The sequence below is a fragment of the Bradyrhizobium sp. 613_E4_N2_2 genome (assembly GCF_052075995.1).
In the GTDB taxonomy this organism is placed as follows: Bacteria; Pseudomonadota; Alphaproteobacteria; order Rhizobiales; family Xanthobacteraceae; genus Bradyrhizobium; species Bradyrhizobium barranii.
On sequence record NZ_CP197234.1, the window covers coordinates 5,362,939 to 5,382,230 of the forward strand.

Below are 19,292 nucleotides of genomic sequence, written 5' to 3' on the forward strand. Positions count from 1 at the left end.
GTCCGATGTACTCACAGTCGAGCTTCCCCGCGCTCAGCCACGTCAAGTGGTCAGAGACCAACTTCGTTCATTCCTCATTCAAGCTGAATTCGAAGGTTTTGGCGGGCGGGCCTTGGTGAACAGCCCCGAACTGGCTAAGCGGCAAATTTATCACCAGCGAAGAGGAGTAAAGGTCGGTGAGTTCGAGTTTGAGCTGTTGACCGGCTTCCATTTGGGCCGCCACAGTTGGTTCGATTCCGCGGGCTGCGATGCAGATGTTGGTGAGACACCAGTTGAAAGGAACCTGGATAGGGCTGCCCTGATCTACCGTCACCTTGACTCCCTGCTGCAGATTTGCCCCTTGCGGAACGAATAGCTGCAAGCGAGCCGGACCGTCAGCTCGCTCGATCAGATCGACACGCACCACGACCTGATCGAGATCGTCCGTGGCGGTTGATGTCGATCGGCATATCGTGGTTCGATCGGATGAGGCGAAACAAAATTTTTGCCAGGTTGATAAATGGATGTTTTCAGGCAGCCGCAATCGCGGCGGCGTCGAATGAGGCTCCTGCCGGGCCGAAGCGCCGTTGACTTGCTGCCCAAGCGACGGGGCGGTCGCCGAATGCTTCTCTAGAAATTGCGATACCAAGGGCGACCAGATCGGCACCGCGTCAGCGGAATCGATCATGAAGTGCCCGTCGGTCCCAAAGGACGGGAACATACGGTAATCGGCATTTCCGCCCGCTTCGACAAAGGCCCGATGCATCCGCTTCGTCAATTCCGGTCCGAAATAGGTGTCGTTTTCTGCGTAGATCCAAAGCATCGGGACGCGTGCGGTGCGGCCAAACTCACCAGTAGCGGCAACGAGCTTGTCGGGAGCACAATTGTTGTCAGGTTTGCCGTCAACGCGGCCTCCACGGCCCGCCGCAAATGTAATGATGGCCTGAACCGATGACGGGTTTAGGCTCCCAAGAGCGATCGACCCCCATCCGCCGCCCGACTGGCCAACGACGACAACCTTGCCAGGCTGGATTATCTTCCTCTTACTCATGTAGTCGATGACCCACTCATTCAGAGTGGCAATGGCGAGCCCAGGACCACGAAAGTTCGGGTTGTCGCAGCTACCGACGTGGGCAAAGACAGATCCGTAGAGACCCTGATCCTTGTCATCGAGACTGCTAGCCCCGTACCTGATAGGCGAGATGACCACATAACCGCGGCGTGCAAACCAACGTGCCGCGTCCCGATATTCGATCGCCGGAAACATCGTCCGCTGATTGGCGTCTAGCGAGATTCCGTGGTTCATAACTACTAGCGGAAACGGACCATCTCCGACCGGCCGTACAAGGAAGGCAAGCACAGGTAGCGGAAACGGCAGCGCCCAGATTTCCTCCTGGATTTGTGGTCCCGCGGTTTGGTCATCTGCTGCGGTAGCGGAATGGAATGCAGACGGGAAAAGCAGCAAAAGAAGAATCACAAGCAAATGCTTCAGCATCTTCTTTCTCCGACGATATGCTCGGGCCTGACGTTAGGTCTGGGGGGTGGGCATCTATTGATTTGAATCAAGCATCAAACCGCAAGTTCCCCAGGTCATGCGGCTTAGTGCCCCAGCGATAACAGCGTCCTAGGAAACCTGGCGCCGCCGCTATCGTTGTGGGTCCGCTGCTGGCCCATCGCGTCATTTCGCTGCGATGCGGAATTTGATCACTACCGGAGCATAGCGGACTCTCGCGAGCCCGCCGGCTCAGTCGAATCTAGCAACCCTCACTGTCACATAGCCAGAGCCATTCCATTGTTGCTGGTAACACGATGAGCCGTATGCAGCCGCGGCTCCCAGCGCGGCTTCTGTCGCCACACCAGCGGCCGCAGCCCCCCAACCATACCGTAATAGCCTCCGCGATAGCCGCCACGGTAATAGCGACCGCCTCCAGCCCAGCGTGTCCCTCCACCATGCCAGTGCGCACTACCGCCATGGAAGCGTGCGCCGCCTCCGTGGAAATGCGCACCGCCACCATGGAAGTGAGCGCCGCCTCCGCGCCCACCACGGGCGTCAGCAGTGCCAGGAATAGCAATTGCTGCGGCAGCGACGAAGCTGATCGCTAAGAGAACTTTGGTCGGTCGCATGACACTCTCCTACAATTACGACGAGAGGTAATTCACTACGACGCTCAATCGATCCGGAACCGCCTTCGAACTGATGTCAGCGTAAGCGTCCTAATTCGCATCTGTGAGATGCCAAAAAAAACGTTCCGTGCTGCGGGAGGATGCCCCCGGCAGAGCCTATTCGGATGCGATCTGGGGGCGGAACGAAACGCGGCCTATAGAGGAGACGAGGCGTCCCAGATGTCGGCATAAGATTGCATCTTCAGTGCCGAAGTCTCTTTATCGACCTCAACGAAGCTGGTCGGCGCGCGGGCGGCGAGATCCCTGAACGACTGGCCAACGGTCCAAATTCTCCCGGAGTCGATCGCGATTAGGCGATCATGCAAGGTGCGCTTTGGTGCAAGCTTAGCCACAACGGGTCGCGAGGTGCCGTGTTGCTTCTGCCAGGCTGCTACCGCCGGGGCGAGACTCGCCTTCACCGCGGAGGCATCTGCCAGTAGCCTGATTTGCACGCCTTCACGAATTAAGTGGGCAAAGTCGGTCAGGATCCTTTCGTCCATATAGGGATCAACGACCAGAACGTCTTTTTGAGCCAAGTCGAAGATCCGCTGGATTGCCTTTAAGGCATCGAATGCATTGCCGGCCGGAATGAAAGCTCCGGTCGCAGGCGCTGGCAACTCCATCTCGACAACAGCTAAGGCACGGTAGAGAATGCGTTGCACTTCACCCGGAAACCAATCCCTGTACTGACCTGCTTGGCCGATTGCGGTCTTGATTTCAATGTCGCCTTCGGTGCCAAGAGCCTCACTGATGAGCGCCTGCGCGCGCCCGAGCCATTGGTACTCCGAAGGTCCGAGGGGCAGATATCCGCTCCTAGGAGGAGGAAGCTTGACTGCCAGATTTGGCATGCTCTCGATGACCCTTCCCAACTGTGCATAGAGCGCGTCGGCGGGCATTTTACGGAAAGGGTTCTTCATAGGATCACATCTAAACGAAAATCGAACAGGCGCCTCGATTCATGTGCCAACAGTGTGACATGGAGTCGATGGTGGGTGTGCCGTTAACCCGGAAATGTCGCGATCACCTCGACGGCACCTAGCGCGCGACGATCGACAATGTACTCTGACTCCCATCGCTGATGCCCATACTCAGGGCCAACCAGGATGGCCGACGGTTGCACGATCGTTCGCAACAGAACTCCACCGCCACCCGCTTCACAATTCACCCCGCCCGCAAACATTTCTCCGATAGACCTGTCGGACGACCATGCCGGCCCGTAAGCGCGAAGGCGATGATTTGATAGTCGCTCGCCACGAAATAACTCCATCGGCGGCCCGGTGTAACCTGGAAGCATATTGGCCAGAGCTGCCGGCAACAATTCGTCTATCTCGAATATCTCTCTGAGATGAAGACCTTGCGTCACCCAAGCAGCACTGTGAAAGGCGACTCTGCATTCCATCGCCGGCGAGGGAATAGCCGCTAACGCACGAAATAAGGCGATCAGCATAGGCGGATGTTGACGAGCTTTTATGAGAATGCAGCCAATCAGGCCCGGATCACTGCAAATTATCGCGTTGATATAATCGTCGATGGTCTCAAGTGGTGGAACAACGATGCCATGACAGTAGGAGCTGTCGAGCCGCTGCCATTCTTTCTCCGACCGCATCACGCTGATATACCGGCAATCTTGCGGGACAAATGCAAGATGGTGTTGGACGCACTTTGGTAGGGGTACTCGTCCACTGAATATATATACGAGCCCCTCGCAGTGAACCCTCGCTTGATAATTTTCGCGCCCAAAACCGTCGCAAGGTTCACTATCGCTTCTTCAAGCTTATCGCGTTGTCGTATTCCCGTGTTCTCGATGGTCGCACCGTAGATACCCTCTTTGGCATCGACAATTTTTGCTCTTCGATTCGTACTCACGAGAACAACTCCGCCGCAATCGTGTCCATCGCCTTCGCGTGGTCACCGCTGGGAAACATATGGCCATAGGTGTCCATCGTCATCTGCAACATGGTGTGACCAATGTAGGTTTGCACAGTTTTTGGTTGCAACTTCTGCTCGGAACGGGCGCGAGCTACCGCCTGTCGTGGGTGTGGACGACTCAGCGTTGACAAATTACATCGCATGTTGACAATTACCAATAATCCGAATTTCGATTGACGCGCCGCGGCCGCCATGCTTTCCTGATCGTGCCGAGTCTCGGCATTGGGAGCAGCATCACATGACCACCCAAACGATCCGCGCCTACTATCCCGACTTCGTCGTTTTGCGTCTCGACGATCTCGATGCTTATGAAGACGCCGTTGATGCGTTCGCCCGGGGCGGTGGCCAACGCGAGTTAACGGCAGCGCTTTTCGCGCTTGGCATTCCTGCGAGCCAGATCCGGGCCGTCGCCGCCTACCCTGGCTGCGGCCTGCCGGCCATGTGCGTGGGGTAGCGACGCCCCGCGACGTTAAGCGACTTTTTAGGAATCGCGCGCATCATTGTGCTGTCGACGAACCCGCCAAAGGCTTGATTGCCTGCGGCGGGATTTTTTGCGTTCAGGAACAGGAGTGGCACATGCTGACTGTCGATGAGTTCTGCCGGCGCTATCGCATCCATCGAGCGACCTTCTATCGGCAATGTGCCGAAGGCAAAGGGCCGCGCGTGGTCAAGATCGGGAAGTGTACCCGAATTAGCGAGGCCGCCGCCGCAGACTGGTTGGCAGCGCACGAGTTTATTCCGACGGCCTGCGCGTAGCGCATCAACCATCAGAGGGAATTAGACGTGCCCATAGCAAGAGTCACATTCGTAAATCAAAATCGCGGGTTCGGTTTTCTCCGTCCCGAATCCGAGCGCGATGCCGATTTGTTTTTTCCCGTAAGCAACGTTGTCACCGACTTCGATTCAATCGAGGTTGGTGATCGCGTCGACTATGAGACATTGCATGACGACCGCAAACCAGTCGGGCGCCAAGCGAAAGCTGTCGCCGTTCGTGTGATCGGCCGATGAGCGAAATCGATCTCGCCATCGGGCACGCTGTCGATCTGCTGCAGGCCCACTGCGAACTCTACCGCAAGCAGATCGTGTGCGAACCGGGCGAATGGAATCGCCGTGCAAAAGAACTCGCCGAAAATCTGAGCTGGCTGATTTTCTGTCGAGAGCAACGGTTGCCACGGGAGCCGAAGACGCTTCCGCCTAAATATCCCCCGCCGCCGCCGCCGTTGGTGCGCTGACAACAAACGAAAGAGCCCCGCAACGGCAATTGCAGGGCTCTGGATTCACTTGACCGCGCCGATGGAGGGCGCAACCGAATGCTTAACACATACAGCACTTTCCCCGATTTCGCAATGGATTTCATCGGATACGCGCAGCAACACGGCTTGGCGCTCTTTCCGCTTCGGGCTGACACCAAAACGCCGGCCTGCGAACATGGCTTCTATGACGCGACACCCAACCCTACCGATTGGCAAGCCTGGCGAATGCAAGGTCATCAGCTCGGGATCAGCGCTTGCCTGTCCGGTGTGATCCTGATCGATGTCGACGCGCACGGCGATCGCGACGAGGCATGGGTGCAGTTTGCCGCCTGGTGCGCCGAGATTGGCATCGACGTCCCAAGCCCATATGGCCATTCCCCCGGTGGCGGATGGCATTTCGCGTTTCGCTGCCCGGCCGGCTTTGATCCGCAGAAACACCGAGGACACCACAAGGTCAGGATTTCGCATTTCCGACCGGAAACGGCGCCCGAGGACGACGGCGAGCGGATCTCGGTGCGCAATCTTGCCTACAACGTCGCGCCGGGCTCGGCTTTCGGCGGCCGCCCGTATCTGCTCGCCGCCGACGCGCCGCCGCCCATCCCCTACAGCGAGAAAACAGCGCCACTGTTCGAAGTGTTGAAGCGGCCGGAAGGCGGCGCAATCACCGGGCCAGTGCCTGATGCGGTCGGTGGCGTCTCACATGACGGCGTCCGCTACGATCAACTTTGCTGGTGGATAGGCAAGAAGTTGGAGCGCTGGAACAGTGGTGTCGAAACGCTCGGTAACGACGACTGGATTTCGATCGGGAAGCGCATCAAGCTTTCATTCCCCGGCGAGGACGGGCTGAAAGCGTTCCTGGCGATGTCGTGGGAAGACCAGCACGAAACGATTAGCCGGCGCTGGTGGAACCCGGCCGACTTCAAGACCGAAGGCGAAAACCTCGAAACGCTTCCGGCCCTGTTGAAGCGCGACATAGCGTGGATGTTCGGAAGTACACTTGGGTGCCCGCAGCCGCCAAAGTGTCCTGTTCCGCTTCAAATCCCCGCGGAAATCCTCGAACAGCACAAGCGGGAACGCGAGCAATACGAAGCTGCCCTGCTCGGCCCCCTGCCGAATCATCCGGAGTTGCCGATCGATCAGGCACACGCGCTGAACGATTATTGGGCGCATCTGCCGTCGGGCAGAATGATCTACGAGCGTACCGGCGAGCTATTCAACTCCGCAAGCGTCGACAAGCACATTGGCCGCGTCAAGGACGCCATGAAGACCGAAGGTCCGGGGACCCTTGCGACCACGTGGCTTTCGCAACACCGGTTTGTCAAATCCATGGGGTGGGCACCCGGCGAACCGAAGATCATCGAGAACAAGGTTCTCACGATTGACGGATGGATCCGCAGCCACGGGGACCGGACGTTCAACCGGTACGTTCCGCCGCACATCGAGCGGGTCGAGGGCGACGTTTCGACGTGGCTGAACCATATTCGTGCCATCTATCCAGGCGAGGCCGATCACATTGTTCAGTGGCTGGCGCACCGCGTTCATCGGCCCGGCGACAAGGTCAACCACGCGCTGGTGTTCATCGGCTCGCAGGGCATCGGCAAAGACACCATCCTAAAGCCTGCAATCACCGCGATCGGTTCGCAAAACTTCAAGCAGATCACGGCAAAGACGTTTTTCAATTCGGAATGGAACGACTATCTGCAGTCGGTCATCCTCCGGATTAACGAAGTCCACGACCTCGGCGGCGAGTCCCGATATGGCTTCTACGATGCCACCAAGGACGTAATCACCAACCCGCCCGAGGCGCACCGGATCAACACTAAGCACGTGCCGCAATATGCCGCGGTCAACGTGTGCGGCGTGATCATGACCAGCAACCACCTCGACGCTCTGTACCTGGCTCCGGACGACCGCCGGCACTTCGTCTGCGTGTCCACCCGGACGCAGGACGATTTCACGCCGGCCTATTGGGACGTAATCAATGCGTGGTTTGAGAACGGCGGGAACGAAGCCGTTGCGCATTATCTGGCCAATCTGGATTTGAGCGCGTTCAATGCGAAGGCACCCCCGCCGAAGACGGCAGCCTGGCACATGGTTGTCGCGGCCGGTGTGGCCCCCGAGAGCGGCGATCTCGCGGACGTGATCGAAAGCATGGGCAAGCCCGATGCGCTGACGCTTCAGATGGTCAAGGCACGCACGCCCGGTGACAGTCAACTGCGGTTGCTGTTTGAAGACGCCAAGCTTCGTCGGGCGATCCCGAAACGGCTGGCGGAATGCGGCTATGTGGCCGTCACGAACCCAGAAGCCCGCGACAGTGGCGGCCGATGGCGCATGCCTGGCTGCAAAACAACGATCTATGCGCGGCAGGAGCTGACCGAGGACAGTCGCTTGACTGCCGCACGGCTGTTGAGTGCGAGTGCAACGGTGCCGCCGCCGATACCCTTGAGGCAATGAGGTTGGGCACCTTGGGCGTGGTGGGCGCGGTTTGTTATGTTGTTAAAATCCGAGTTCACAAATGTGTAGACAGGGAAAAAGAGAGAAAACAGAGCACAAGAGAAACCGCGCCCATTGCGCCCAGCGAGCCAGGCCTACGGCGGCCATGGAGAAAGCCTGTCGTTCACCGCAGACCGAAGAATGACAGTATCAGGCCGATTACCACGACAAGTCCGACCAAGTAGATAATTCCGTTCATGGCCTTTGCTCCTCTGTTGTGTCGGAAAACAAACCTACAAGCCGTGCTTATTGTTCCCCGGTCGCAACGGTTCGAAGCTCTCTTCAATCCGCGCCGACTTTCCGGCCCTGTCGCGCACGCTTCGACTCGATTAACGGATTTTATATCTTCTTGTCTCATCTTAACTTGCTGAAATAACACCTTATTACATATCGTGTCGCGCCTATGTTGCGCCTTCGGCCGGTGATGCGGGTCGGTGGCGCAATTCGCATTGGAAAATCGCAGATGAAAACCGGCCCTAAATGCACTGTTTGCAGCCACGACGAAAGGTGGCGAATTGAACTGCTGCGAGCCGGCGGCGCAAGCCTCGAAAGCTTGGCTAGCAAGTTCGGACTGTCGAAAGATGCGGTTGGTAGGCACTGGCACAACCACGTCAGCGCCGAAATGAAGGCGTCCTATTTGGTCGGGCCAGCGCAACTCGCCGACCTAGCTGCGAAGGCGGCCGACGAAGGCGCGTCGGTGCTCGACCACTTCCGGGCCGTGCGCACCATGCTCATGTCGCAGCTTGCCGCCACCACTGAGGCAGGCGACGCGCGCGGCGCGGCGATCGTGGCCGGCCAACTCGTCGGCGTGCTGGAAAAGATCGGCAAGGTGACCGGTGAGATTGCCACGATCGCGCAAGGCACGATCAACATTCAGAACAACGTGGCGATCGTGAACAGCCCGCAGTTCGCCAAGGTGCAGGCGGCCATCCTGCGAGCCCTGGCGCCCCACGGAGCGGCACGGGCGGCCGTGGTGGCGGCCCTGCACGAACTCGACGCCGAGCCGACGACCGCTATGCCGCCCATGGTGATCGATGCTGTTGCGCTGCTCCCACCCTGCCCCGTGCCGCTACCCGAGGAGATCCAATGACCACCATCGCCGCGACCCTTGCAAACACCCTGGCCGACGGTGGATGGCCCGCCAAGGCCCGACCGAGCCAGCTACCGCCCCCTGGCGATTGGAATGGGTGGATGATCCTTGCCGGCCGCGGCTTCGGTAAGACGCGCGCCGGCGCCGGGTGGGTGCATGAGTTGGTAGACGCGCGCCAGGCCGGTCGCATTGCCTTGGTCGCTGCGACCGCCGCCGACGCCCGCGATACGTTGGTTGAGGGCGTCTCGGGACTGCTGAACACCGCACCGTCGTGGAACAGGCCAATCTACGAATCGAGCAAGCGCCGGCTGACCTGGCCGAACGGTGCGATCGCGACGACTTTTTCCAGCGAGGAAGCGGACCGTCTCCGCGGCCCCGAGCATGACGCGGCTTGGGCGGACGAATTGGCCGCGTGGACCGACGTGCAAGGCACGTGGGACATGTTGCAATTCGGCTTGCGCTTGGGCAGGCGCCCGCGGTGGCTGGTCACGACCACTCCGCGGCCGATCAAGCTGCTCAAGGAGCTGCTGGCGCGCAAGGACGTCGCAGTGACGCGCGGCTCGACCTTCGAGAACGAAGCGAACCTTGCTCCCACCTTCCTGGCCGCCATCCGTCAGCGCTACGAAGGCACACGGCTCGGACGCCAGGAATTGAACGCCGAGCTGCTCAACGACAACCCGGGCGCGCTCTGGCAACTGGACTGGCTGGACCGCGATCGCGTGTCGGGGGCACCAGAGCTGCGCCGCATCGTCGTGGCGATTGATCCGGCTGTTTCGAACAACGAAGGATCCGACGAAACGGGCATCATCGTTGCCGGTGTTACCAGGGATGAAAAGGTCTACGTTCTAGAAGATTGCTCGGGCCGTTACGCGCCTCATGAGTGGGCAGCGGTGGCCATCGCCGCTTATCGCCGCCACAAGGCTGACCGGATCCTGGCCGAAGTGAACAATGGCGGCGCGATGGTTGAGGCGACAATCCGTGCGCTGGATTCGCGCGTCAGCTTCAAGGCCGTACATGCGAGCCGTGGCAAGGTCGTGCGCGCCGAGCCGATCGCAGCGCTCTATGAGCAGCGCAAGGTTCACCACGTCGGAGGGTTCGATGTGCTCGAAGATCAGATGTGCGCGTTCACGTCGGATTTCGATCGTGCGAAAGTCGGCTATTCCCCGGATCGTGTCGACGCGCTCGTGTGGGCGCTCACCGAGCTGAGCGGCCCACAGAACACAGTGATCATTACGGAGCTGCGGGTTTAGGTCGGGGGGAGCACGCGATAGCGAAGCTCGACCATGTCGTCGATTCCGTTAAATAGTCGATGCCACGGCTCAGAGGATCGAACATTGAACCGAACGATCAATTCAAGCCCTACGTGCTTCATATCGATCTTTAGTCGCATTGGAGAATCTTGGCCGATGTCTCCGTTAAAAGTCATCCAATCAACGTTGTAGACGCTAAAATTTGGATCAACCTCGGCTTCCACTACAAGCTCGTCCCCGACGTACAGGTCACCGTTTCCTTGCTGACGCACATCAACGAAATGCATTTGCTGGTTTGGGCCATGCGTCAGATGGAAATCGTTGCCACGGTTGTCGACGACACGAGTGAAGGTTGGAACATTGAATTGCCGTTCCATGTTTTGCTCTTTGAAGTGTTGCTTGATTGAATCGATGAGGTCGTTTGAGTAGCAAACAGCGCGTTCATAGTCGCGATCGCTGCACGTGCCGCCATGAGCAAGTTTATTTCGAATTGCCTCAAGCCGGTTGAGAAAGGTTCGCGCTTCGCTTGGACCATCGGGAAAAGCTTCATTCAGCGCCTCCCGAAAGTTTTCCCGATACAGTTCAGGATGTAACGCAATGGTGACGGCATGGCCCAGATCCGCCGCGTCGATCACCCGAGCGAAGCGCGCGCGATCAGATTCAAATCTCGTTGCAATCTGTCGGCGAATGTCTTTTGATATTGCCTTGCATCCACCTGCTTCATCAGGCGCGAGGTAGTTCGGTCCGAACCTGTTTGGCAGCTTCGATTCTATCAGTCGGCGGAGCCAACTCTCGGCGGAGTCAAGATAGCGTCGAGCCAGCTCCCTTCGCTCTCCTTCGGTCAGATCTTTCATGATCGATTTACAAGGTCTACCGATTTAGCCGCCTAGAATTTTCGAGATCATCGTCATCGCGCCGGAAGCAATCAGGCTGCCCGCGGCGCCGGAGAGAGCGTTCCGCAGATCGGTCAGCGCCGAGCGCAATTTCGTTTGATCGGGTCGTGCAGAACTTGCTTGTTTCACCAACTCTGCAAGGGACTCGTCTAACAGATCGGCATCCGCTCCTGCCGCCTTGAGCAATTGAGCGTGTGGTCGAAGTTGTTCAGCGACGTCTTCGACTTGGCTTACCGAAATTTGTGAGCCAGAAATTTCACTGGAGGTATTGTGAGATCCCAAATTGCCGACCATCGATCCAATCGAACCAATAGTGATTATTGTCGATGCATCCTTTGCCAATTGTCTCTCCTCGCGACTGAAGCTTAGACCCTCACCCTTTACACCAGCCCGCTCGAGCTTGAGCGCCCATTCGAGAACAGCGTTTCGAACAGCATCTAGCAGCCCATGCACTGAAATCGTTGGGATGTGAACAGCCATTGTACCGAATTGGACATTCATCACGCCGTTCAATTGAGCAATCATTCCAGGGGACAGAGGGAATTGAACGAAGTTGGTCTCGTTCTCTTTTATCAGAGCCTCCAGCGAGGCGATCGACTGCTTGGTCGGGCAAGTCGACAACATTCGATCAAGCTGCTTCTCATTCAAGATGATCGGTATCCAACCGTGATAAGGGTTTAGGGCCATGGGCCGGCCGCTTAGTGTCCGATAGCTGGGTATTTCCCCGTCAGGCGGATAGCCGTTGAGTTCGTGCTCAACCATGTTTCAGCTGGCGCGAGGTTCAGCTTTGAGGCGGCAACTTTCACTTTCCTGAGTAGTGTTGACACTGAGACTGTGGGGTCCATGGCGTCGCGCTGGATCTCTTCAATCAGTCCTTGCATTAGTAGCGTCCCATAAGGCGAATCAACGAGCGATGGTGGCACGCGTATAGTGCACGCGCGGAGAGTTTGATTCTCAATCCGCACTATTCACAGGGCATGTTGCACACCGTGTCGCGCCGAGCCGCCTTGATTGGACTTGAGCCGTTGAATTTGCACAAGGTTTTGGTGCGACAAGCGCAACAAACGAGCGATCGAAATCGCCGCGATCGAACGCCAGATGTTTCAATTATTTCAATGATTTAGGAACTGGCTGGGGAACCTGGATTCGAACCAAGACAAACAGAGTCAGAGTCTGTTGTGCTACCGTTACACCATTCCCCACCGAAGTGCTTGATATCACAAGGCTTTCTTCGGAAGCTTTGCAAGCCGCAGCAAAAGTTTTGCAAATCAGCGGCGCGCTGGCGCTCATATAGCCGCGCCGGCGTTCGCGGTCTAGCCCCTCTGTAAGCATCGCAGCTTGTTCTCGCTGCGTTCGCGCCGTAGCGGCATGTCCGCCCTCACCCGCGGCCGGCTCCGGCAATCAGCACCAGGAGACCTGGCACGCCTGCCTCGACGACGTCCACATGCCACGATCAACGGGCGCGCCGGCGTGGCGCTTCACGTCGATCAATGGGGATGGTCTGTCGGCTTTACCCAGGCATGATGCGCGCGCTCGACGCCGGCACGCCGCAGCCGGCGATCGCCCGAACGAAGCGCGGGCGGGTTTACAGACTGATCCGCTGACCTAGTCGCCCAAGACCACGGATCGCTTGCCGTAGAATTCACCGACGCAATCATTCGGCAGCTGGCCCGGATTTTTGGTTAGCTCACCGTCCATCAGCATGGACGGCTTGACCGATCTCTTGGGGACGACAACATCCAGGTCCTTCGTCGTCCGAAGAAATTGATGCCTCTGGACACTCTCGCTCCAGAAGGTCGCGAATTGCGACTCCTCGGCGCGGACGTATCCCAGCGCTACGCTATCGAGGAGCAAAAAAGAAAGGAGCCCACAGGCCACCAGGGCCGTCATGCGAACATGGGCATGATGGCCCAGGGAGGGAAGGAAGCGGGCAGCCAGGGCGACGGCGCAGCCCCCTCCGGCAAGAAGAAAAACCACCACCTCGTTCCGCCCTCGCGTCGCGAGATCCTCCGCCGTCGCAAAATAGGCAATGACATAAGCGGTGTAGAGACCAGCGAGCACCGCCGCCACGAGCCCGACGATCAAGACCAGCAGCCGCGCCGCCGGCCTCGGTTGCGAAGGCACCACGAAGACCGAAAACAACGCCACGAAACCGAGCCAGGCCCACGTCGCAGATTCGGTGTAGTGCCGAACCAGCTCGAGCCACAGATAGTACAACCCCATCGAGAAAGAAGCGGCGATCTTCCCCCCCTCCGGATATGCCGCCATCCGGACCGCATTCCCCGGTGACAAAAGCAGGATCGCAAGTCCGATGAAGGTCGCCGTCAGCATCGCTGCATGGCCCGCCAGTTGCGGGCGAGGATGGTAGAACGCTCGATAAAGGGCAGAACCGGCGACGAGGGCTACGATCCAAAATGGCGTGAACTCGTTGGCCAGAGCACCCAGGAAGCCGATTGCGGAGAGAACGACGATTTGGCCGGTCGAGAGCACGGTTTCGTTCGCTGCGGACCGCACCAGCTCAACGAGGATGATGATCACGAAGAGGGCGGGAACCATGTAGGACGCACTGCCCGAGATCCAGTAAAGCATCTCCCGCAGACTGATCGCCAGAACGAAGCTCGCCGCGCAGAGCATTGCACCCGCCAAAAATCTCTCTGGCCACGACAGGCCGGTCCACATTCGACCAGCCCAATAAACGCTGACTGCCAAGAAGATGGCCATGCCGCAAATGAGTATGACCGGATAGACGACCCGTAATCGACGCCTGTCACCTTGCTGACAACGGCGGGGGCGGCGATCGCCACAAGCGAGGTCAGTCGGCCCATCTGGTGCAAATAATAGGATTTGACCATTCCGACGAGACCCATGCTGTTGACGCGGTTCGTCACGCAATAATCGTCAGATTCGGGCATCGCATAGAGCGCGATCGACGCGAGCCAGACCAGGATGAAGAGAGCGACAGAAGCGGCCACGATAGGCATCACGTCCGGCATGCGGCTTCCGAGGCGCACAGGAAATCCCCCAAATCGACAGAACAAAGCGGCAGCAACGAGAGAGCGAACAGCCCCGAATGCAACCCTCGTTATGCAACGCGGCACAGAAGATCACAAGGTTCCGCGGGCAAACAATCGAAAGGCTAGTTCGAGCCGCAGACGCGGACCACGATCTCAGCCTTGCCGTTCGCGATCATCACCTGGCCGTATTCATCCTGCGGCGGACTCTCCTCGTAGCGGAGCGGGATCGTGGTGCTCGCTTCCTGCGCTTCGCCGCCCGGCTGCTGCGTGTTCACGTCGAGGATCAGGATCTTCGGATTGATACCCTGCGGCGAGCGCTTGGTCAGCCGGGCCTGCCAGCCATCGGTCGGTACCCTCACGTCGCCGACCATGACCAGCTTGGGCGGCGCGCCGGTGGCGCAACTCTTCAGCAAATGCGGCGCCTGGCCAGCTACAAGCGATCACGGTGATCGACAACCTCCCGATCAATGTCGGCGACGAGATCCTCGCGGGTCTCGCAGTTCAGGTCAGCGGAGACGTCCTTTTTTTCATCAAGAACCAGAGCACCGGCGAATTTCGCTCATTTCTCGCCCGGCCACCGGGCGTGATCCGGTCGCTCGGATCGTCGGTGGAGTGGATCGTGGAGCGGCCGACAGATCCGCCCAGCGGGAACATGTCCGCGCTTCCGGCCTATGGCTCGGTAGATTTCAGATACTGCATGGCGCGGGCAGCATCCGATGGGCCACTCGCGCCCGGACGCTTGCTGACGCTGGATGAGAGCGCGCTGATGATCCATATGCGCGAGCTTTTTGCGAATCCCAATCGTACCGTCACCGTCTCGAGCCCGATGCTCGGGCACGACAAGGATGGTTCCGTCGGCGTCACATGCAGCTACAAGGAGCCGACAGGGTAATCTGCTCTTTGAGAGTTCCCACCTACTCCAGCTTGATATTCGCCGCCTCGATGACCTTCTTCCACCGCTCGGTCTCGGAGGCGATGTAGGCCTTGAAAGGTTCGGAATCGACCGCAACCGCGGCCGCGCCGAGCTCGGCCATCTTCTGCACCGTCTCCGGCTGCTGCATGAAAGCGCGGATCTCGCCCGACAGCTTGTCGACGATGGGCTTCGGCGTGGCCGCGGGAACGAAGAAGCCGTGCCAGGCCACCGCTTCGAAGCCCGGCAGGAATTCGGCGACGGCCGGGACTTCCGGATCGAAGGCGGCGCGCTTGGGCGTTGCAGTGGCGAGCATCGCGAGCTGGCCGGTCTTCACCTGCGGCAGCAGCAGCGGCACGTTGTCGAAGGCAAGATCGATCTGGCCGCTCAACAGATCCGTCAGCATCTGGCTGGAGCCCTTGTAGGGCACATGCACCATCTTGGTGCCGGTCATCTGTTGAAACAGTTCAGCGGCAAGATGCTGCGAGGTGCCGACGCCGGCCGAGCCGAACGAGACCTTGTCCGGGCTCGCCTTCAGATAGGCGATCAGCTCCGGCACGGTGCGCGCCTTGATCTTGTTCGGATTCACCACGAGCACATTCGGCACGACGCTGATCTGGGCGACCGGCACCAGGTCCCTGTCCGGCTGGTAGCTGAGCTTCGGACCGTAGAGCGTGGGGTTGATCGCGAGCGCGGAGGTGCTGGCAAGGCCGAGCGTGATGCCGTCAGGCGCCGATTTCGCCAGCCGCGTCACGCCGAGGATCGAGCCGGCACCGCCGACATTCTCGACCACGAACGGCTTGCCCAGCTTCACTTGCAGATGGTTCGACACCATGCGCGCGAAGATGTCGGCGGTACCGCCGGCGGCGAAGGGCACAATCACCGTCACCTGCTTGGACGGGTAGCCGTCCTGCGCCTTTGCCGGCGACGTCGCCAGCAGTGCGGCTGACACAAGACCAAGCCACATCGATCTCATCGAAGTTTCCTCTACTGTTACTGTTTTGTTGATTGGGGCGGCGCGCGGCGGAGGTGACTAGAACGCGACCTCGTACATGTTCAGGATCGCATCCCGGCCGAGGTCTCGCGGATTATTGTCGAGCAGGCGGCGAATGGCGTGCGCCTCGTCGGCCATGACGCCGAGATCGCCCTTGGGCACGCCGAGCGCGGACAGACGCATCTCGATGCCGAGGTTCTTGCAGAACTCGTAAGTGGCGTCGAATGCGAGCTTCGCATCGTTCCGTGCCGGCAGGCCGAGCGCCGCCAGCACCGCGACCGTCTTCGCCTCGACTGCCTGCATGTTGAAGGCCAGCGTATGCGGGAAGATCACGGCACAGGCGAGCCCATGCGCGACATGATGGCGCGTGCCCAGCGGATAAGCGACGGCATGCCCGGCGGTGGTGTTCACCGGTCCAAGGCAATAGCCGCCATAGAGCGAGGCCAGGGAGAGACCCGCGCGTGCCTCGCGATCCCCGCCGTCGGCGACCGCCCGCCCGAGATATTGCCCGACCAGCCGCGCGCCCTCGAGCGCATAAAGGTCGATCATCGGATGCGCCTTGCGGCTGGTGTAGGCCTCGACGCAATGCGCCAGCGCATCGACGCCAGTGGCCGCAGTGACCTCCTTCGGAACGGTCATGGTGAGATCAGGATCGACGATGGCGATATCGGCGAGCATGAAGTGGCTCTGCACCGCCTGCTTGTTCTGGCTGACGGGATCGGTGACGAGCGCGCGGGTGCCGGCCTCGCTGCCGGTGCCCGACGTGGTCGGGATCTGCATCAGCGGCACGCTGCGGCCGGCGACTTTTTCCGGCCCAACGATATCGGCAAAGGCCACGTCGCTGGTGCAGAGCACCGCGACCAGCTTGGCGAGATCCATCGCGCTGCCGCCGCCGAAGCCGACGACGAGATCAGGCTTGACGTCGCGTGCCATCGCGACGGCCTTCTCGAGATTGGGCAGGTCCGGTTCAGGCTTGACGTCGCCAAACACTTTCACTGCCCCCGGCAGCGCCAGCGTGTCGACGCGGCGCGCGTTGAACGCATCAGAGATCACCAGCGGCCGCCTGGCGCCGATCCGCTCGGCGAAGCGCGCAGCAGCCGTGATGGTGCCGTTGCCGAATTCCAGGATGGTGGGACGTTGGATTTCGATGGGCGTGAAGGCGTTGGTCATCGTGCGCTAGATCTCATGACTTGGAGGCGGAGACGCCGGCGGAGAGCCGCTCGGCATAGTCGATGGCCTCGATCAGGCTGTGCTCGTTGGCAATGCCCTTGCCGGCAATGTCGAAGGCGGTGCCGTGATCGACGGAGGTGCGGATGATCGGCAGGCCCAGCGTGATGTTGACGCCGGAGAGCTCCTGCCAGCGGCCAGTCGCGGGATCGACCTGGAAGCCCAGCAGCTTGACGGGGATGTGCCCTTGGTCGTGATACATCGCGACCGCAGCATCGTACTGGCCGGCGCGCAGCTTGACGAAGATGGTGTCGCCGGGCACCGGGCCGACGACGTCGAGGCCATCGGCGACGGCCTTGGCAATCGTCGGTGCCGAAACGTCGATATCCTGCCGGCCGAACAGACCGCCCTCGCCCGCATGCGGATTGAGCGCGGCGATCGCAATCTTCGGCTTGGCGATACCGAGCCGCAGCAAGGCCTCGTTGGTGAGATCGATCACCATGCGCAGACGCTCCGGCGTCAGGCGCTTCGGCACGTCTTCCAGCGCCACGTGGGTCGAGACATGGCTGACGCGCATGTTGCCGTGAGCGAGCAGCATCACCGATCCGCGCACGCCAGTGAGGTGCGCCAGCATCTCGGTATGTCCAGGGAAGTGATAGCCGGCCTTGTTGAGCGCTTCCTTGTTGAGCGGCGCGGTGACAATCGCGGAGGTCCGCCCGGCCTGCGTCAGGCGCACGCCCTGCTCGATCGCCTTGTAGGCAAAGCGGCCGCCATCGGCGCTGAGCACGCCCGGCTTGATCGGGGTGCCCTCGACATCGGCCTGGAGGAAGCAGAGGTTCGGCCAGTCAGCATCGTCAGCACTTACCTCCGGAATCGCAACGGCAGCGCCGAGCGCGGCCTTGGCACCATCGAGCGCGGCGCCGCTGCCGATGATCAGGATGCGCAGATCGCCTTTCGCGATCCGGTCCTTCAGCCCGACGCAGGCCTTGACGATGATCTCCGGGCCGATCCCGGCCGGATCGCCCATGGTGATGGCAAGATGACGAGAGGTCATGTCGGGCTCCCCGTATTGAGCAAATGATTATCCCGGAGCAGATCGCGCCACAGCTCGCTGGTGCCGAACGCGCCGGATTTCGAGATGATGTCGACGCCGGCCCAGCGGCCGCCTTGCAGAATCGAGCGCGGCAGCCCCGGCACGATACGCCCCGTCACCTGGAGCGCATGCGCGCCGAGCGCAACGCATACGGCCTTCAAGGTCTCGCCGCCAGCAACGATCAGGGTTCCGGGCGGATTGAGCGCCGAAATCAGCGTCGTCAGCTCGCGCGCGATCCGCTGGGCAGCCTCGGCGCGCGAAAGGCCATCCGCGAGCGCGAACTTCACCAGCGCCACGCCATCGTCAGCCAGCTTGCGTTGAACGCCTGCGCCCCCCTCACCTTCGGCCAACGCGATGGTGGCTTCGCCACATGCTGCGAGCTGGGAGGCGGTGGCGGCCTGGTCGGAACCGAACAGCCCAAGCACCGGCCGCTTCAGCCGGCTCGGCGCATCGGCGCGATGGCCGCGGGCGAGCGCACCGGCCAGCCCGCCGCTTCCGCACCAGAGCACGGGCCCCGGCATCTGCCCCGCCATTTCGACGACGCGATCGAGGTCGATGTCGCTCTCGGCATCGAAGACCTGAACACCGCCTTGCGACAGCGTATCGGCCCGGCCCTGCCGTGCATCGATGCCCTCGAGCTGCAGTTGAGCCAGGAGATTGTCACCGACACGATGCCAGTCCCCCTGTACAGTGCGCGCGAATTGCTGGCCGCCGACGGTGCGGCGTCCCTGATAGTCGAAGGCAGGCGCGACCACACACGAGGCCCAATCGCCGCCGCGCAGGCAGGCGCCGAGCTCGGCCGCCCAGGCACCGCGGAGCAGACTATCGACCTTCTTGTAGCCGATCGTCCCACCCTGAAGCTGCGGCGCCAGCCGTCCGACGATCTCGACGCTGTCGGCTTTCGACCGCTCGCGGGTGCCGCTGTCGATCGCGAGGCTTTGCGCGCCCGGAGCCGCGGGCGAATCCGCCCAGGTGACGTCGAACGGTCCACACAGGCCGACGAACTCCGCCGCGGTGTCGAGCGCGCCGGTGAGATCGTCGGCAAGCAGGCGCACGACCGTCAT

At 60.4% G+C, this 19,292-nt stretch carries 19 protein-coding genes, 1 tRNA gene and 1 pseudogene; 8 read left to right on the forward strand and 13 right to left on the reverse strand.

The window, feature by feature from the left end; translation table 11 throughout:
- Positions 1–67: 67 nt before the first annotated feature.
- The 4 genes from AB7290_RS25980 to AB7290_RS25995 all read right to left on the reverse strand — a co-directional run bounded on the left by AB7290_RS25980 (position 68) and on the right by AB7290_RS25995 (position 4,265).
- Positions 68–1,474 (reverse strand): invasion associated locus B family protein, encoded by a 1,407-nt coding sequence (locus AB7290_RS25980; RefSeq protein WP_354101995.1) that lies wholly within the window; start codon positions 1,472–1,474, stop codon positions 68–70.
- Positions 1,475–2,297: 823 nt separating this feature from the next.
- Positions 2,298–3,059, reverse strand: a complete 762-nt coding sequence (locus tag AB7290_RS25985; RefSeq protein WP_084794894.1) for a hypothetical protein — start codon at positions 3,057–3,059, stop codon at positions 2,298–2,300.
- A gap of 83 nt (positions 3,060–3,142) precedes the next feature.
- On the reverse strand, positions 3,143–3,751 hold the full coding sequence (locus tag AB7290_RS25990; protein WP_187387668.1) for a hypothetical protein: 609 nt from the start codon (positions 3,749–3,751) through the stop codon (positions 3,143–3,145).
- A gap of 253 nt (positions 3,752–4,004) precedes the next feature.
- Positions 4,005–4,265 (reverse strand): hypothetical protein, encoded by a 261-nt coding sequence (locus AB7290_RS25995; RefSeq protein WP_354101996.1) that lies wholly within the window; start codon positions 4,263–4,265, stop codon positions 4,005–4,007.
- A gap of 44 nt (positions 4,266–4,309) precedes the next feature.
- Between AB7290_RS25995 and AB7290_RS26000 the strand changes: the two genes are divergently transcribed.
- The 7 genes from AB7290_RS26000 to AB7290_RS26030 all read left to right on the forward strand — a co-directional run bounded on the left by AB7290_RS26000 (position 4,310) and on the right by AB7290_RS26030 (position 10,157).
- The gene (locus tag AB7290_RS26000; protein WP_063979751.1) at positions 4,310–4,525 is read left to right on the forward strand and encodes a hypothetical protein; all 216 of its coding nucleotides are present in this window, start codon (positions 4,310–4,312) and stop codon (positions 4,523–4,525) included.
- A 122-nt stretch (positions 4,526–4,647) separates the two neighbouring features.
- On the forward strand, positions 4,648–4,827 hold the full coding sequence (locus tag AB7290_RS26005) for a helix-turn-helix transcriptional regulator (protein ID WP_063979754.1): 180 nt from the start codon (positions 4,648–4,650) through the stop codon (positions 4,825–4,827).
- Positions 4,828–4,854: 27 nt separating this feature from the next.
- Complete coding sequence (locus tag AB7290_RS26010) at positions 4,855–5,079, forward strand: cold-shock protein (protein WP_187387667.1); 225 nt, start codon at positions 4,855–4,857, stop codon at positions 5,077–5,079.
- Positions 5,076–5,303, forward strand: coding sequence for a hypothetical protein (locus AB7290_RS26015; RefSeq protein WP_063979752.1), 228 nt, complete (start codon positions 5,076–5,078; stop codon positions 5,301–5,303). Before AB7290_RS26010 ends, AB7290_RS26015 begins: the two co-directional genes overlap by 4 nt.
- 114 nt (positions 5,304–5,417) lie before the next feature.
- Positions 5,418–7,778 (forward strand): bifunctional DNA primase/polymerase, encoded by a 2,361-nt coding sequence (locus AB7290_RS26020; RefSeq protein ID WP_063979753.1) that lies wholly within the window; start codon positions 5,418–5,420, stop codon positions 7,776–7,778.
- Positions 7,779–8,280: 502 nt separating this feature from the next.
- Positions 8,281–8,907, forward strand: coding sequence for a hypothetical protein (locus AB7290_RS26025; protein ID WP_354101999.1), 627 nt, complete (start codon positions 8,281–8,283; stop codon positions 8,905–8,907).
- On the forward strand, positions 8,904–10,157 hold the full coding sequence (locus tag AB7290_RS26030; RefSeq protein WP_063983878.1) for a DNA-packaging protein: 1,254 nt from the start codon (positions 8,904–8,906) through the stop codon (positions 10,155–10,157). Before AB7290_RS26025 ends, AB7290_RS26030 begins: the two co-directional genes overlap by 4 nt.
- On the opposite strand, the gene AB7290_RS26035 is transcribed toward AB7290_RS26030, so the two are convergent.
- The 5 genes and pseudogenes from AB7290_RS26035 to AB7290_RS26055 all read right to left on the reverse strand — a co-directional run bounded on the left by AB7290_RS26035 (position 10,154) and on the right by AB7290_RS26055 (position 14,477).
- Entirely contained in the window at positions 10,154–11,011 is an 858-nt protein-coding gene (locus AB7290_RS26035) for a hypothetical protein (protein ID WP_187387733.1), read from the reverse strand. The two genes, AB7290_RS26030 and AB7290_RS26035, sit on opposite strands and share 4 nt — an antisense overlap.
- A 24-nt stretch (positions 11,012–11,035) precedes the next feature.
- Positions 11,036–11,931, reverse strand: a pseudogene (locus AB7290_RS26040) (AbiTii domain-containing protein).
- 247 nt (positions 11,932–12,178) lie between these two features.
- Positions 12,179–12,252 (reverse strand) — tRNA-Gln (locus AB7290_RS26045).
- 403 nt (positions 12,253–12,655) lie between these two features.
- Positions 12,656–13,771, reverse strand: coding sequence for a DUF6056 family protein (locus AB7290_RS26050; protein WP_085402003.1), 1,116 nt, complete (start codon positions 13,769–13,771; stop codon positions 12,656–12,658).
- A 415-nt stretch (positions 13,772–14,186) separates the two neighbouring features.
- Positions 14,187–14,477, reverse strand: a complete 291-nt coding sequence (locus AB7290_RS26055) for a hypothetical protein (RefSeq protein ID WP_085402004.1) — start codon at positions 14,475–14,477, stop codon at positions 14,187–14,189.
- Between the two features lie 32 nt (positions 14,478–14,509).
- On the opposite strand from AB7290_RS26055, the gene AB7290_RS26060 reads away from it, so the two are divergent.
- Positions 14,510–14,956, forward strand: coding sequence for a G1 family glutamic endopeptidase (locus tag AB7290_RS26060; protein WP_161495848.1), 447 nt, complete (start codon positions 14,510–14,512; stop codon positions 14,954–14,956).
- Between the two features lie 22 nt (positions 14,957–14,978).
- Here AB7290_RS26060 and AB7290_RS26065 read toward each other — a convergent pair whose 3' ends face one another.
- From AB7290_RS26065 to AB7290_RS26080, 4 genes are read right to left on the reverse strand one after another with little or no spacing between them, the layout of a single operon-like run.
- On the reverse strand, positions 14,979–15,950 hold the full coding sequence (locus AB7290_RS26065) for a Bug family tripartite tricarboxylate transporter substrate binding protein (protein WP_085402006.1): 972 nt from the start codon (positions 15,948–15,950) through the stop codon (positions 14,979–14,981).
- Positions 15,951–16,007: 57 nt separating this feature from the next.
- Complete coding sequence (locus AB7290_RS26070; protein ID WP_085402007.1) at positions 16,008–17,138, reverse strand: iron-containing alcohol dehydrogenase; 1,131 nt, start codon at positions 17,136–17,138, stop codon at positions 16,008–16,010.
- Between the two features lie 13 nt (positions 17,139–17,151).
- Complete coding sequence (pdxA, locus tag AB7290_RS26075) at positions 17,152–18,189, reverse strand: 4-hydroxythreonine-4-phosphate dehydrogenase PdxA (RefSeq protein WP_085402008.1); 1,038 nt, start codon at positions 18,187–18,189, stop codon at positions 17,152–17,154.
- The gene (locus AB7290_RS26080) at positions 18,186–19,292 is read right to left on the reverse strand and encodes a four-carbon acid sugar kinase family protein (RefSeq protein ID WP_354080562.1); all 1,107 of its coding nucleotides are present in this window, start codon (positions 19,290–19,292) and stop codon (positions 18,186–18,188) included. The genes pdxA and AB7290_RS26080 overlap by 4 nt, the downstream gene beginning before the upstream one ends.

What these genes read in the sequence shown, in the direction of transcription:
- AB7290_RS25980 (WP_354101995.1), bottom strand. Translation starts at nt 1,474, where the DNA reads ATGCTGAAGCATTTGCTTGTGATTCTTCTTTTGCTGCTTTTCCCGTCT.
- AB7290_RS25985 (WP_084794894.1), bottom strand. Translation starts at nt 3,059, where the DNA reads ATGAAGAACCCTTTCCGTAAAATGCCCGCCGACGCGCTCTATGCACAG.
- AB7290_RS25995 (WP_354101996.1), bottom strand. Translation starts at nt 4,265, where the DNA reads ATGGCGGCCGCGGCGCGTCAATCGAAATTCGGATTATTGGTAATTGTC.
- AB7290_RS26000 (WP_063979751.1), top strand. Translation starts at nt 4,310, where the DNA reads ATGACCACCCAAACGATCCGCGCCTACTATCCCGACTTCGTCGTTTTG.
- AB7290_RS26005 (WP_063979754.1), top strand. Translation starts at nt 4,648, where the DNA reads ATGCTGACTGTCGATGAGTTCTGCCGGCGCTATCGCATCCATCGAGCG.
- AB7290_RS26015 (WP_063979752.1), top strand. Translation starts at nt 5,076, where the DNA reads ATGAGCGAAATCGATCTCGCCATCGGGCACGCTGTCGATCTGCTGCAG.
- AB7290_RS26020 (WP_063979753.1), top strand. Translation starts at nt 5,418, where the DNA reads ATGGATTTCATCGGATACGCGCAGCAACACGGCTTGGCGCTCTTTCCG.
- AB7290_RS26025 (WP_354101999.1), top strand. Translation starts at nt 8,281, where the DNA reads ATGAAAACCGGCCCTAAATGCACTGTTTGCAGCCACGACGAAAGGTGG.
- AB7290_RS26030 (WP_063983878.1), top strand. Translation starts at nt 8,904, where the DNA reads ATGACCACCATCGCCGCGACCCTTGCAAACACCCTGGCCGACGGTGGA.
- AB7290_RS26035 (WP_187387733.1), bottom strand. Translation starts at nt 11,011, where the DNA reads ATGAAAGATCTGACCGAAGGAGAGCGAAGGGAGCTGGCTCGACGCTAT.
- AB7290_RS26050 (WP_085402003.1), bottom strand. Translation starts at nt 13,771, where the DNA reads ATGGCCATCTTCTTGGCAGTCAGCGTTTATTGGGCTGGTCGAATGTGG.
- AB7290_RS26065 (WP_085402006.1), bottom strand. Translation starts at nt 15,950, where the DNA reads ATGAGATCGATGTGGCTTGGTCTTGTGTCAGCCGCACTGCTGGCGACG.
- AB7290_RS26070 (WP_085402007.1), bottom strand. Translation starts at nt 17,138, where the DNA reads ATGACCAACGCCTTCACGCCCATCGAAATCCAACGTCCCACCATCCTG.
- pdxA (WP_085402008.1), bottom strand. Translation starts at nt 18,189, where the DNA reads ATGACCTCTCGTCATCTTGCCATCACCATGGGCGATCCGGCCGGGATC.
- AB7290_RS26080 (WP_354080562.1), bottom strand. Translation starts at nt 19,292, where the DNA reads ATGACGGTCGTGCGCCTGCTTGCCGACGATCTCACCGGCGCGCTCGAC.